At 63.9% G+C, this 12142-nt stretch carries 14 protein-coding genes; 7 read left to right on the forward strand and 7 right to left on the reverse strand.

The window, feature by feature from the left end:
• Positions 1 to 103 precede the first annotated feature (103 nt).
• Positions 104 to 1048, reverse strand: coding sequence for a tRNA (adenosine(37)-N6)-dimethylallyltransferase MiaA (gene miaA, locus ACNHGR_RS02375; protein WP_475283971.1), 945 nt, complete (start codon positions 1046 to 1048; stop codon positions 104 to 106).
• Here miaA and serB point away from each other — a divergent pair.
• The 3 genes from serB (at position 1047) to ACNHGR_RS02390 (ending at position 3898) form a co-directional block, all read left to right on the forward strand.
• Complete coding sequence (serB, locus tag ACNHGR_RS02380; protein WP_475283972.1) at positions 1047 to 1925, forward strand: phosphoserine phosphatase SerB; 879 nt, start codon at positions 1047 to 1049, stop codon at positions 1923 to 1925. The genes miaA and serB overlap by 2 nt on opposite strands.
• Positions 1926 to 2078: 153 nt before the next feature.
• Positions 2079 to 2336, forward strand: coding sequence for a hypothetical protein (locus ACNHGR_RS02385; protein WP_184271436.1), 258 nt, complete (start codon positions 2079 to 2081; stop codon positions 2334 to 2336).
• Between the two features lie 68 nt (positions 2337 to 2404).
• Entirely contained in the window at positions 2405 to 3898 is a 1494-nt protein-coding gene (locus ACNHGR_RS02390) for a L,D-transpeptidase family protein (protein ID WP_475288301.1), read from the forward strand.
• A 141-nt stretch (positions 3899 to 4039) separates the two neighbouring features.
• Here the strand turns inward: ACNHGR_RS02390 and ACNHGR_RS02395 are convergent, their stop codons facing one another.
• Positions 4040 to 4801 carry a MauE/DoxX family redox-associated membrane protein gene (locus tag ACNHGR_RS02395; protein WP_475283973.1) on the reverse strand — a complete coding sequence of 254 codons (762 nt, stop codon included), beginning with the start codon at positions 4799 to 4801 and terminating at the stop codon, positions 4040 to 4042.
• A gap of 68 nt (positions 4802 to 4869) precedes the next feature.
• Here ACNHGR_RS02395 and ACNHGR_RS02400 point away from each other — a divergent pair, with 68 nt between their 5' ends.
• Entirely contained in the window at positions 4870 to 5262 is a 393-nt protein-coding gene (locus ACNHGR_RS02400) for a MerR family transcriptional regulator (RefSeq protein WP_475283974.1), read from the forward strand.
• Positions 5263 to 5549: 287 nt separating this feature from the next.
• On the opposite strand, the gene ACNHGR_RS02405 is transcribed toward ACNHGR_RS02400, so the two are convergent.
• The 5 genes from ACNHGR_RS02405 to ACNHGR_RS02425 all read right to left on the reverse strand — a co-directional run bounded on the left by ACNHGR_RS02405 (position 5550) and on the right by ACNHGR_RS02425 (position 8532).
• Positions 5550 to 6032, reverse strand: a complete 483-nt coding sequence (locus ACNHGR_RS02405) for a hypothetical protein (RefSeq protein WP_475283975.1) — start codon at positions 6030 to 6032, stop codon at positions 5550 to 5552.
• A 114-nt stretch (positions 6033 to 6146) separates the two neighbouring features.
• Positions 6147 to 6554 carry a Rap1a/Tai family immunity protein gene (locus ACNHGR_RS02410; RefSeq protein WP_475283976.1) on the reverse strand — a complete coding sequence of 136 codons (408 nt, stop codon included), beginning with the start codon at positions 6552 to 6554 and terminating at the stop codon, positions 6147 to 6149.
• A gap of 44 nt (positions 6555 to 6598) precedes the next feature.
• Positions 6599 to 6841: a hypothetical protein gene (locus ACNHGR_RS02415; protein ID WP_475283977.1), complete on the reverse strand. Its 243-nt coding sequence runs from the start codon at positions 6839 to 6841 to the stop codon at positions 6599 to 6601.
• Between the two features lie 65 nt (positions 6842 to 6906).
• The gene (gene ruvX, locus ACNHGR_RS02420) at positions 6907 to 7380 is read right to left on the reverse strand and encodes a Holliday junction resolvase RuvX (protein WP_184271453.1); all 474 of its coding nucleotides are present in this window, start codon (positions 7378 to 7380) and stop codon (positions 6907 to 6909) included.
• Between the two features lie 33 nt (positions 7381 to 7413).
• Positions 7414 to 8532 carry a DUF3089 domain-containing protein gene (locus tag ACNHGR_RS02425; protein ID WP_475283978.1) on the reverse strand — a complete coding sequence of 373 codons (1119 nt, stop codon included), beginning with the start codon at positions 8530 to 8532 and terminating at the stop codon, positions 7414 to 7416.
• Positions 8533 to 8667: 135 nt separating this feature from the next.
• Here ACNHGR_RS02425 and gatC point away from each other — a divergent pair, with 135 nt between their 5' ends.
• The 3 genes from gatC (at position 8668) to gatB (ending at position 12097) form a co-directional block, all read left to right on the forward strand.
• Entirely contained in the window at positions 8668 to 8955 is a 288-nt protein-coding gene (gene gatC / locus ACNHGR_RS02430; RefSeq protein WP_093015170.1) for an Asp-tRNA(Asn)/Glu-tRNA(Gln) amidotransferase subunit GatC, read from the forward strand.
• Complete coding sequence (gene gatA / locus ACNHGR_RS02435) at positions 8955 to 10439, forward strand: Asp-tRNA(Asn)/Glu-tRNA(Gln) amidotransferase subunit GatA (RefSeq protein WP_475283979.1); 1485 nt, start codon at positions 8955 to 8957, stop codon at positions 10437 to 10439. Before gatC ends, gatA begins: the two co-directional genes overlap by 1 nt.
• 152 nt (positions 10440 to 10591) lie before the next feature.
• Positions 10592 to 12097, forward strand: coding sequence for an Asp-tRNA(Asn)/Glu-tRNA(Gln) amidotransferase subunit GatB (gene gatB, locus ACNHGR_RS02440; protein WP_475283980.1), 1506 nt, complete (start codon positions 10592 to 10594; stop codon positions 12095 to 12097).
• Positions 12098 to 12142: the final 45 nt, after the last annotated feature.

Raw genomic sequence — 12142 nt, forward strand, 5'->3', positions numbered from 1 at the left:
CCTCCGTTTGATGCAAATTCGTCGATATGGGCGTGCTTTGCGCCCGCATGCCTTCAATGGCAAGGCGCCTGCCTCTAGTGGACAGAAAATGACGGGTCAAGCCCTAATGTTGTAATTTAATTGCTAATTCGTCAATGTTCTTGTCATTAATCGCGAGTTCCTCGCGCGGCCAGGCCGGCGGCGGCTGGTTGGTGAACCAGGTATATTGGCGTTTGGCATATTGGCGGGTGGCCAGGCTTCCCGCGGCGATGCAACTGTCCAACTCGCTGTCGCCTCTAAGATAGGTGGCGATATCCGGCACGCCGATCGCCCGCATCACCGGCAGGTCGGGGTTGAGGTTGCGGGTGAGCAACGCCGCGACTTCCTCGACCGCGCCGGCTTCGATCATCTGGACGAAACGGCGATCGCATCGCTCGATCAGCCAGTCGCGCGGCGGGCGCAGGATCATCGGGGCTAGGGTAATTTGATCCGCGATGCCGCCCTCCTTGTGCTGCTGCCATATCTTGAGTGGCCTGCCGGTCGATCGCACTACCTCCAGCGCGCGGGCGACACGGGTAGTGTCGGCGGGCGCAAGGCGGGCGGCGGCCTCCGGGTCTTCGCGGGAGAGGGCTTCATGTGCCTGCGCCACCGGCATGGCGCGGACGGCGGCACGGATGTCGGCGTCGATCTCCGGCACCGGGGCGATGCCGTCCAGCAGGGTGCGGATATAGAGGCCGGTGCCGCCGACCAGCACGGGGAGCCGGCCGGCGGCATGAGCGGCGGTGATTTCCGCCTTTGCCTCGGCCGCCCAGCGCGGCGCGGTGCAGGCTTCCGCGCCGTCGATATGGCCGAACAGGCGATGAGGGACGTCGCCCATTTCCTCCTTGGACGGGCGGGCGGACAGGATCGCCAGGTCGGCATAGACCTGGCTGGCATCGGCATTGATGACGATGCCGCCGGTGGCTTTGGCGAGGGCAATGGCCAGCGCGCTCTTGCCGCTGGCGGTCGGCCCGGCAATAAGCGCGACCCGTGGGCGGGATTCGCCGGTTTCTGGTTCGGAGTTTGACATGTTCGTCGCGACCTTAGTGGCAAGTGGCTCGATCGGGCAGGGGGATATTGCGCAGGCGATCGATCGGTTGCGTGATGCAGGCTGCCAGCCGGGCGGTGTCGCATGGCTTGATGAGGGCAAGGCGGCCGATATCTTCTTCGCAGCCGATCCGGTCGCTGCCCGCGCGGCGCTGACCGGCATCGGCGACAAGGTGGATGTGATCGTCCAGCCGGTCGACGGGCGCGAGAAGGCGCTGCTCATCGCGGATATGGACTCCACCATGATCACCGTCGAGTGCATCGATGAACTGGCTGACTATGCCGGGATCAAGCCGCAAATTGCCGAGATTACCGAACGGGCGATGCGCGGCGAACTGGATTTCGAGGGTGCGCTGCATGGCCGCGTTGCGCTGCTCAAGGGCCTGCCCGACAGCGCGATCGACCAGTGCCGCAGCGAGCGCGTCGTCATCATGGGCGGCGCGAAGGCGCTGGTCCGCACGATGAAGGCGCGGGGCGCACGGACGTTGCTGGTGTCGGGCGGCTTCACCCGCTTCACCGGGCCGGTCGCGGAAGAAATCGGCTTCGACGTGCATGTCGCCAATGTGCTGGAAATTGCCGACGGCGCGCTGCTGGGCACCGTGACCACGCCGATCGTCGATGCCGCGCGCAAGCGGACCGAACTGGAAGCGGCGATCGCGGGCGGCATCGACCGGACGCTGACTCTGGCGGTGGGCGATGGCGCCAACGACATTCCGATGATCCAGGGCGCCGGGCTGGGTGTCGCCTATCATGCCAAGCCCAAGACCCGCGAGGCGGCGGCGGCGGAGATCGTCCATGGCGACCTGTCGGTGCTGCTCTATGCGCAGGGCATCCCGTCGGCGGAATGGGTAAGCGCATAACGGACTGGCGCCAAAAGCGAACGGTTCGCCGTCATTTCGGTCGGGTAATGGATTTAATCCCTGTCTGGGGCGTTGGCGTCGAGCCGCACGGGTCGCGGCGAGAGGTCTAACGGCGCAGGGCGGCCCCGCCGCCTAAGCGTCCAGGGAGTGATTATGCAGTATAAATATCTGGCTTTGGCCGCTGGCGGGCTGCTTGCCCTGAGCGCCTGTTCCAAGAATGAAGCACCGGTGACTACCGCGCCGCCGGTCGGCCCCGGCGCCATCGCCGGTACCGTGGCCGCCGACCGCGATGGCGACGGCTATGTCGACGGCTATTACACCGCTGACGGCATGTATCATGCGGTCCAGGGTCCGCCCTGCCCGCCGCCACCCCCGCCGCCGGCGCCGTCGCGTCGGGGAGAACGCGGCTGATCCACGCAGCTTTTCGGGCGCGGCTTGTCTGCCGCGCCCCTTCGCTTGTCCCCGCTCTGGTCGCCGGCCTGCTGGTCGCAGCGGTCGCCCCTTCGCCCGTCGCGCTGGCGCAGGGCAAGGCGGCCGCCGATGCCGCGAAGTCGAGCGTCGCCGCCGAAATTCGTGCGGGCGTCAGCGGCAAATATAAGGATTTCTATGCGCCGCGCGGCTATTGGCCGCTGTGGGTGGAAAATAATCGCATCGGGCGGCAGGCCTACGCACTGCTGGCACTGATCGACCAGAGCGATGCCGACGGTTTGAACCCGCGCAGCTATGGCGGGCGCGATCTGGAGAAACTGATCGAAGCTGCGGATAGCGAGGGCACAGCCAAGGCGCTGGCCCGCGCCGATCTGGCCCTGTCGCGTGCCTTTGCCGATCTGGTCGCCGATATGCGCCGCCCGGCCAAGGGCGTGAAGATTCGCTATCTGGACGCGGAACTGGATACCAAGCCGCCCGGTCCGGCCGATATCGTGCGTGCCGCCTCACTCGCGCCGTCGCTGACCGACTATATCCAGACCGCCGGCTGGATGAGCCCGCTCTATATGCGGCTGCGCGCCGCGCGGTCGGGATATATGGACAAATGGGGTGGCCTGCCGGCGATCCAGATTCCGCAGGACGTCAAACTGCGCCCCGGCGGCAAGGTGCCGGAGATCGCGCTGCTGCGGCATCGGCTGGGGCTGAGCGACGGGGTCGCCTATGACAAGGCCGTCGTGGCGAAGGTGAAGGCGTTCCAGACCGACCATGGGCTGAAACCCGATGGCGTGGCCGGGGCGATGACGATTGGCGCGCTGAACGAAGGGCCGGAACGCTATGCGCATCTGCTGGCGCTCAATCTGGAGCGGGCGCGGCTGCTGCCCGGACCATGGACCCGGCATGTGGTGGTGGATGCGGCGTCGGCGCGGCTCTATTATTACAGCAACGGTGCGATGGACGGGACGATGAAGGTCGTCGCCGGCGCCAAGGAATCGCCGACGCCGCTGATGGCGGGCATGATCCGCTATGCGACGCTGAACCCCTATTGGAACATCCCGACCGACTTGGTCGAGCGCAAGGTTGCGCCCAAGATATTGGCGGGGGGGTCGCTCAAGGGCATGCGTTATGAGGCGCTGACCGACTGGAGCGCCAATGCCGCGCCGCTGGCGCAGAGCGCGATCGACTGGCAGGCGGTGGCCGCCGGGCAAAGGGAAGTGCGGGTGCGGCAATTGCCGGGCGGCAGCAACGCCATGGGGCGGATCAAGTTCATGTTCCCCAATGACCTGGGCATTTACCTGCACGACACGCCGCAGCGCGACCTGTTCGCCAAGGAGGATCGCCATTACAGCAATGGCTGCGTCCGGCTGGAGGATGCGCAACGGCTGGGCCGCTGGTTCTTCGGCAAGACGCCGCCCGCCGGCAGCGACGCGCCGGAGCAGCATGAACCGCTCCCCCAGCCGGTGCCGGTCTATCTGACCTATCTGACCGCAGTGCCGACCGCGACGGGGGTGCAGTTCCTGCCCGACGTCTATGGGCGGGACGGGGACTGACCAACTTCCGTTCGTTTCGAGCTTGTCGAGAAACGGGGAGCGCTGTGCTGGCGGCTTCTCGGCTTCTCGGCTTCTCGGCTTCGCTCGAAGCGAACGGGGATTGGGTCAGTGTCCAACCCCCGCCAGCATCCACGCTTTTGCTTAGTGGATGCCTGCTAGCATCCACAGGGCCATCGCGACCATCATCACATTCTCGGTCAGCGACACGAATCCCAGCGGCACATTGCTGCTGCCGCCGACGCAGGCGCATTTGAGTTCGCGCTTTTCGATATAGACCGCCTTGAACACCGACAGCGCGCCGATGCCGCCGATGAGCAGCGCGACGGGGATGGAAAGCCAGTCGAGCGCCCGCGTCAGCATCAGCAGGCCCGCGCCCAGTTCCAGAAAGGGATAGGCGAGGCCATAGGGCGGCAGGCGGCGGGCGAGCAGGTCATAGTTCAGGAACATGGTCGCGAACCGGTCCACATCCTGCAATTTCAGCATGGCGAGCAGCATCATCGCGATCGCCACGAACCGTTCCAGCGTGATGAAGGATATGAGCGGGAGGAAGGTCAGCCAGTTGACGCCCAGCGCCAGCAGCGCGGCGACGAGGAAGACGGCGAGTATCGGCACATAGCTGGTCGCCTTGGGGTCTTTCACCTTCAGCCCCAGAAAGCGGCGCAGATCGTCATGGCCGCCGATCTGCTGTCCGTCGATGAAGATTTGCGGGGTGGTCTTGACGTCATGCTGCGCCTTGAAGGCGTCGGTTTCGGCGCGGGTCGTGAGCCAGTGATCGTCCACCGCATAGCCATGGCGCTTCAGCAGCCAGCGCGCCTTGACGCCGAACGGGCAGGTGTGGCCGGGCATCACCATGCGGTAGAGGCTGGCGCTTTTAGGGCCGGTTCTGGGGGCGGGGCTGGTCATCGGTGCATCCTTGCCGGTTGATCGGATGCCACTCATATAGGGTCCGTACCATGGTCCGGAGTCAAGGGATGAACATGACGATTTCCGCGCTGGCGCAGGCTGGCGGCGTCGGGGTGGAAACGGTGCGCTATTATCAGCGGCGCGGCCTGCTCGACACGCCGGAGCGGGGCGCGGGTATCCGCCGCTATGGTGAGGCGGACGCAAGGCGGCTGGCCTTCATCCGGTCGGCGCAGGGGGCGGGCTTTACGCTGGAGCAGATCGGCGAATTGCTGCGGCTCGACGCCGGACAGGACAGGGCGCGGGCGCGCGCACTGGCAGCGGAGCGGATCGCGGCGCTGGACCGCAAGATCGCGGAACTGCAGGCGGCGCGGACTGCGCTGACGCGACTGGCGTACCAATGCCATGCCAGCGAGGAAGGGCCATGCCCGATCATCGCCGCGTTCGACGGGGAAGGCGCTTAACTTCGCACATTTCCCGCAGATTCGGACATTTTGTTGCGTGCGCCTGATCCTATCGGAAAGCGGGCAGGGCGAACGATGGAAAGAGCCGAGCGGGTTTTTAGCAGGCGGGCAGAGTGTAGGACAGGGCGGAGTTGGATGAGGGGGGGGCTGGCGCAAAATCAGCCGATTTCCGTGAGGTTGCATCCCCCTCACCCAGCTACGACTAGGCAGCAAGCTGCCAAGTCTGCGCAGCCCTCTCCCTCAAGGGAGAGGGGTAAAGGGAAGGGCGCTAACGACCAGAAGTGGACTTAGCGCATCGAATTTGGTTCAGCCAAAACCGGTCGTAAGGCGATAATCCTATCTACGACTATCTCATGTTCATACGCGCCCATATGGCCATGCCTTCCCTGATGAGCGGTTATTCGTCCCTCAAATTCAATGGTATAGAGGCCCTCCTTATTTCCCGGCGAGCGCAAAGTTTTTCCTGAAAGCCAGACTAGATCACCGTCAGGGTGATTAGAGCAGGTCGTGTTAGGCGCGGGACAAAAGCGCGAAATCTCAAAACCTATCCGCCATAAGCCTTTCCACCGCCGTTCAGCAGACATTTCAAAGCATTGGTCCGTTTCTTCGGGCATTGCCAAGATGCCTCCGTATCTCACCTTTTCAATACACTGTTCAGCGATGCCGGGCATTTCCAGTCTCAATTCGTGGATCAGATTGTCTGGTAAAGGTTCTGGATGCCGCTGGCAGGCTTCCGTTATCAGAAGCACGGCGGGAATAAGTTTCATCATACGGCGGCGCATTGCGCGATGATGATCGTGCTGAAAGAACTTCGCAACGTCTGCTTTGCCAGTTCGGCTAATCGTTAGCAGACAGTCCGCTAACCACCCAAGCCGGACGTCACCTCATCGCTTCTTGCGCGTCGCTTTCTTCTTTGTCGCCGCCTTCTTCGCCGTCGTGCAGGGCCAGGCCTTGCGAGTGGCGGCGAAGACCTGGGAGGAAGCGGATTTCTGGCGGTCGATCGGGTTCCTGCTCAGATAGTTGACCGTGGTGGTGCGCAGTTCGTTGATCGTCACGCCGCCGGGGATGCAGCTTTTGAGCTTGTTGGCCTCCCGCGTCGTGTTGAAGGCATCGACCGCGCCGCTGATATAGCCAAGGCATTCATAGCTTTTCTCGAAATAATCCTTGCCGTCCTTGTCAGCGGTGCAGACCGCATACAGTTCGTTGCCGCTGTAGAAGCCGGCATGGGCGACGGTGGGCAGTAGGGCGGCTGCGGCGAGGATGGCGGCACGGCGCCAATATCGAAACGTCATGTTCAAATCTCTCCCACTGACGTCGTATGCGTCAGCGATGTGCTTCATGGTCGGAATATCAAAGTGCCGATCACATAGGCCATGGTCGACAGCCCCCACAGGCGGAAGAGCCAGAGACGCTTGTAAGGGCGATATGTTTCCAGCGACCGCCGTTCCTCGAAATAGCGTTCGGCTGCGCCGTCACGCAGTTCTGCGAGACGTGTGGCATGGCGTCGCGTGGAGAGCGTGGAAAAGCATTGCGGGATGGTGACCAGTGCGGTGGCCAGCAGGAACAGGATGATCTGCACTATCATGCGCAGGAATGTGACTGAAACCGCGTCGCCACGCTACCCCATTCCATATGGAAGGGCTTTCACTCTAGCCCCGCGACCAGTCCATCGATCGCGCCCTGTAATATGTAGCTGGCGGCGAGTTTGTCGACCAGTTCGTCGCGGCGGGCGCGGCTGGCGTCCGCTTCCAGCAGGGTGCGGGTGACGGCCTGCGTCGACCAACGTTCGTCCCAGAGCAGGACCGGATAGCCGAGGTCCGCGATATTCTGGGCAAAGGCGCGGCTGGCCTGACTGCGCGGGCTGTTGCTGCCGTCGAGGTTGAGCGGCAGGCCGATGACGATGCCCTTCACCTGCTGCTGTTCGATGAAGGCGGCCAGCGCCGGCTTGTCCTTGCTGAATTTGCCGCGATTGACGGTGTAGGCGGGGCTGGCGATCGTCCAGTGGGCGTCGCACAGAGCCAGGCCGATCGTCTTCGTGCCGACATCCATGCCGATCAGCCGGCCGCCCTGCGGCAGGGCTTCGCGAAAGGCGACGCGATCCAGTGTAACCAGTGTCATGGGTGACGCCCCTGCCACTTCTTCAAACCAGAGTCACTTCTTCAGAAATGCCGCCAGTCGTTTCTGCGCATCCTGCCGCACATTGCCCCAGAAGAGGCTGTAGTCATAGACATGGTAATTGTTGCCGGGCAGGGTGAAGGGCCCCATGTCGACCGGCTCCCCGATCATCAGCACGCCGCTGGTGTCGCAGCGGGCGGGCACGACGCCGGTGACCAGCTTGGGCGGTTGGCCCTGTTCACGCGCGTCGAGCGTGCCGAGATTGGCACTGGCAGGCGCCTTGCCATTGAAGGCGCCGGTGATCGGGTTGGTGCAGAGCATGTGCGTGCCCTTGCGCGGGCGCCCGGTGTAGCCGGTCTTGCGCTCGAAACTTTCGACCACGGCGGACGGATCGGCCGGTTCGGCATAGCTTTGCCAGCTGACGATGCAATGGGCCTGATCCTGCCGCGCGCAGGCGGGCAGGCCCAGCGCAGGCAAATCCGCCTCCACCGACACGGGCCAGCCTACCACATAGGCGGCGACGATCCGGTCGGCGACGGGCTGGCCCGCCACCTGTTCGCGCAGCAGTTGCAGCAGGTGGCGCGACCCCTGGCTGTGGCCGGCCAGGATCAGCGGGCCGGTGGGGTTGGCCTTGAGGAAGGCGGTGAAGGCCTGGGCGACGTCGCGATAGGCGGCGGCCAGCGCCTTTTCTCCGGCGGGCTTGTCGGTCAGGAAGGCGCCATAATTGGCCTGGCGGTAGCGCGGCGCCCAGACGGTGCCGGCAGCATTGAAGGCGCTGGCCTGGCTCATGACGAAACGGCGGGCGGTGGCGTCCGTATCCTTGTCGTCCAGCCGGGCGTTCCAGTGGGCGCCGCCGAAGGTGGTGATATAGCTGGTCGGGTGGATGAAGAAGATGGCGGCCTTTTGCGCCATATGGCCCGGTTCCACATCGGCGGGCGTCCAGAGCGCGACATTGTCCTTAACGATGTCGGGCCGGGCGATCCACATGTCGGCGCGGTCATAGGCATTGGCCGGCAGCGGGGGCAGTTCCGCATAGGTTTCGCGCGGGACCATCACCATGCGGATCAGCTGCATGCCCCAGATCCGGTAGACAAGCAGCGCCGCAATCACCAGCACGATCAGCGTCGCGATGACATAGAGGAATTTGCGGGCCACCCATGCTCTCCGAATTTCTTGTGCCTTGTCTGACGCATGGGGCGGGGCTGCGCAAGAGGCGCGAAAGCGGCCCGGTGGGCGGAGGCTGCGAAACCGGCTTGAAGCGGGCAGGTGCGGGTGCTAGCGGCTTGGCCCATGTCGATAGACCTTCAGACCGTGAAAAAGATCGCCAGCCTTTCGCGCATTTCGGTGACGGATGCAGAAGCGGAAGCCATGGTGCCCGAACTCAACAACATCCTTGGCTGGGTGGAGCAATTGGGCGAGGTGGACGTGACCGGCGTGCAGCCGATGACGGCCGTCATCCCCAACCATCAACGCCTGCGCGACGACGTCATCAACGATGGCGATGTGCGCGACAAGGTGCTGGCCAATGCGCCGCAGGCCGAACATGGCTTCTTCGCGGTGCCCAAGGTGATCGAATAATGAGCAATCTGACTGATCTGACGGTCGCGGAAATCCGCGACGGTTTCCGTGCGGGCGATTTTTCGGCGCGTGAAGTGGCGGAAGGCTTCAACGCCAATGTTGCCGCCGCCAAGGCGCTGAACGCCTTCATCGTGGAAACGCCCGAAAAGGCGCTGGAAGCCGCTGATGCCGCCGACAAGGCGAAGGCGGCCGGCGAAACGCTGGGCGCGCTGGCCGGCGTGCCGATCGGCATGAAAGATTTGTTCTGCACAAATGGCGTGCAGACGACCGCCGCGTCGCACATGCTGGAAGGCTTCGTGCCGACCTATGAATCGACCGTGTCGGGCAAGCTGTGGGCGGCGGGCGCGGGGATGCTGGGCAAGCTCAACCTCGACCAGTTCGCCATGGGTTCGTCCAATGAGACGAGCTATTATGGCAATGTGATCTCGCCCTGGCGGCGCAATGACGGCGGTAACGCGGCGCTGGCACCGGGCGGCTCTTCGGGCGGGTCTTCGTCGGCCATTTCCGCGCGGCTGTGCCCGGCGGCGACCGGCACCGATACCGGCGGATCGATCCGTCAGCCGGCCGCTTTCACCGGCATTTCCGGTATCAAGCCGACCTATGGCCGCTGCTCGCGCTGGGGCGTCGTGGCGTTCGCGTCCTCGCTGGATCAGGCCGGGCCGATGGCGCGGACGGTGCGCGACAATGCGATCCTGCTGGAGGTCATGGCGGGTTTCGATCCCAAGGATTCGACTTCGCTCGATCTGGCCGTGCCCCAGTGGGAAGCCAGTTTGTCGAGCGATCTCAAGGGCAAGAAGGTCGGCATTCCCAAGGAATATCGCCCCGATGGCCTGAACGCGGAAATCTCCGCCATGTGGGATCGCGGCATCGCCTGGTTGCAGGATGCCGGTGCCGAGGTGGTAGAAGTGTCGCTGCCGCATACGAAGTACGCGCTGCCGACTTACTATATCATCGCCCCGGCCGAGGCATCCTCGAACCTCGCCCGCTATGACGGCGTGCGTTATGGCCAGCGCTTGCTTGCCGATGGGGCGGGCTTGCAGGACATGTATGCCGCGACCCGCGCCGCCGGTTTCGGGCCGGAAGTGAAGCGCCGCATCATGATCGGCACCTATGTTCTGTCGGCGGGCTTCTATGACGCTTACTACACGCAGGCGCAGAAGGTCCGGGCGCTGATCGCGCGCGATTTCGAGCAGGCCTTCGAAAAGTGCGACCTGCTGCTGACGCCGACTGCGCCGAGCGCCTCCTTCGCGCTGGGCGAGAAGCAGGCCGATCCGCTGGCCATGTATCTGAACGACGTCTTTACCGTGCCGGCGTCGCTGGCGGGGCTGCCGGCGATGGCGGTGCCGGGCGGGCTGGATTCGGCGGGGCTGCCGATCGGCCTCCAGATCATCGGCAAGGCGCTGGACGAACAAACCGTGCTGAACGCGGCGCTCGCGATCGAGGAGCGTTCGGGCTTCACGGCGCGGCCGGACAAGTGGTGGTAAGATGGAAGAGGTCGCCACTGTAGCATTGGTGGCGATCGCTCTGCCGTTGGCCTATCTTCTGGCTGACATAGTCGGCCTTTGTATGGGGCTGGGTTGGCGACATTATTCCAAGCGACGGAAGATGCGTCGCGCGAAAGAGAAGTTGCACGAAGATGACTGAATCAACCTATCGCATCCAGGGCGCAACCGGCGAGTGGGAGGTCGTGATCGGCCTGGAAGTCCATGCGCAGGTGACGTCGAACGCCAAGCTGTTTTCGGGCGCGGCGACCGCTTTCGGCGCGGAGCCGAATACGCAGGTCAGCCTGATTGACGCGGCCATGCCCGGCATGTTGCCCGTGCCCAACCGCGAATGCATCCGTCAGGCGGTGCGCACCGGCATGGCGATCGACGCGCAGATCAACAAATGGTCGCGCTTCGACCGCAAGAATTATTTCTACGCGGATCTGCCGCAGGGCTATCAGATCAGCCAGCTTTATCACCCGATCGTGGGTGAAGGCGCGATCGACATCGTACTGGACGAGAAGAACCCTGAAGCCAGCACCAAGCGGATCGGCGTCGAGCGTATCCATGTCGAGCAGGACGCCGGCAAGCTGATGCACGACCAGCATCCGACCAGCTCCTATGTCGACCTCAACCGGTCGGGCGTGGCGCTGATGGAAATCGTGTCGAAGCCGGACATGCGTTCTCCTGCCGAAGCGGGGGCTTATCTGTCGAAGCTGCGGACGATTCTGCGCTATGTCGGATCGTGCGACGGCAATATGGACCAGGGGTCGATGCGCGCCGACGTGAACGTTTCCGTGCGTCGTCCGGGCGAGGAATTCGGTACCCGCACCGAGACGAAGAATGTCAACTCGGTCCGCTTCGTCATGGCCGTGGTCGAGCATGAGGCGAACCGTCAGGTCGACGTGCTGGAAGCTGGCGGCAAGATTGTGCAGGAAACGCGCCTCTACGATCCGGATCGCAACGAGACGCGGTCGATGCGGTCGAAGGAAGATGCGCATGACTATCGCTACTTCCCCGATCCCGACCTGTTGCCGCTGGAACTGGACGACGCCTTTCTGGAGGCATGCCGCCAGTCTTTGCCGGAACTGCCGGATGCCAAGCGCGCGCGCTATGAAGGTGCTCTGGGTCTTTCCGCTTATAATGCCGCGACGCTGACCGCCGACGCCGATACGGCGCGCTGGTTCGAGGCGCTGCTGGCCGAAGGCGCGCGCATTCAGAAGAAGAGCGAGGGCGAGGTTGCCAAGGCGTCCGCCAACTGGCTGCTGTCGGAGCTGTATGGTGCGCTCAACCGCATTGGCAAGTCCCTTGAGGAAAGCCCGGTAAGCCCCGAGGAAGGCGCTGAATTGCTGGCGCTGGTGGCCGACGGGACGATCAGCGGCACGATCGCCAAGCAGGTGTTCGAGATCATGCTGGAAAGCGGCGACAAGCCCGGCAGGATCGTCGAGGAAAAGGGCCTGAAGCAGACGTCCGATACTGACGCGATCGAGGCGGCGGTGGCCAAGGTGCTGGCGGACAATGGCGACAAGGTCGAACAATATCGCGGCGGCAAGGAAGCGCTGTTCGGCTTCTTCGTCGGCCAGACGATGAAGGCCATGCAGGGCAAGGCAAACCCGCAGGTCGTCAACGAACTGGTGAAGAAGGCGCTTTCGGCCTGATCGGCAACCGTGCCCCTATACGATTGTAAAATCAGGCGATAAACC

It is taken from the genome of Sphingobium sp. RS1, from assembly GCF_056156825.1.

What these genes read in the sequence shown, in the direction of transcription:
- serB (WP_475283972.1), top strand. Translation starts at nt 1,047, where the DNA reads ATGTTCGTCGCGACCTTAGTGGCAAGTGGCTCGATCGGGCAGGGGGAT.
- miaA (WP_475283971.1), bottom strand. Translation starts at nt 1,048, where the DNA reads ATGTCAAACTCCGAACCAGAAACCGGCGAATCCCGCCCACGGGTCGCG.
- ACNHGR_RS02385 (WP_184271436.1), top strand. Translation starts at nt 2,079, where the DNA reads ATGCAGTATAAATATCTGGCTTTGGCCGCTGGCGGGCTGCTTGCCCTG.
- ACNHGR_RS02395 (WP_475283973.1), bottom strand. Translation starts at nt 4,801, where the DNA reads ATGACCAGCCCCGCCCCCAGAACCGGCCCTAAAAGCGCCAGCCTCTAC.
- ACNHGR_RS02400 (WP_475283974.1), top strand. Translation starts at nt 4,870, where the DNA reads ATGAACATGACGATTTCCGCGCTGGCGCAGGCTGGCGGCGTCGGGGTG.
- ACNHGR_RS02405 (WP_475283975.1), bottom strand. Translation starts at nt 6,032, where the DNA reads ATGATGAAACTTATTCCCGCCGTGCTTCTGATAACGGAAGCCTGCCAG.
- ACNHGR_RS02410 (WP_475283976.1), bottom strand. Translation starts at nt 6,554, where the DNA reads ATGACGTTTCGATATTGGCGCCGTGCCGCCATCCTCGCCGCAGCCGCC.
- ruvX (WP_184271453.1), bottom strand. Translation starts at nt 7,380, where the DNA reads ATGACACTGGTTACACTGGATCGCGTCGCCTTTCGCGAAGCCCTGCCG.
- gatC (WP_093015170.1), top strand. Translation starts at nt 8,668, where the DNA reads ATGTCGATAGACCTTCAGACCGTGAAAAAGATCGCCAGCCTTTCGCGC.
- gatA (WP_475283979.1), top strand. Translation starts at nt 8,955, where the DNA reads ATGAGCAATCTGACTGATCTGACGGTCGCGGAAATCCGCGACGGTTTC.
- gatB (WP_475283980.1), top strand. Translation starts at nt 10,592, where the DNA reads ATGACTGAATCAACCTATCGCATCCAGGGCGCAACCGGCGAGTGGGAG.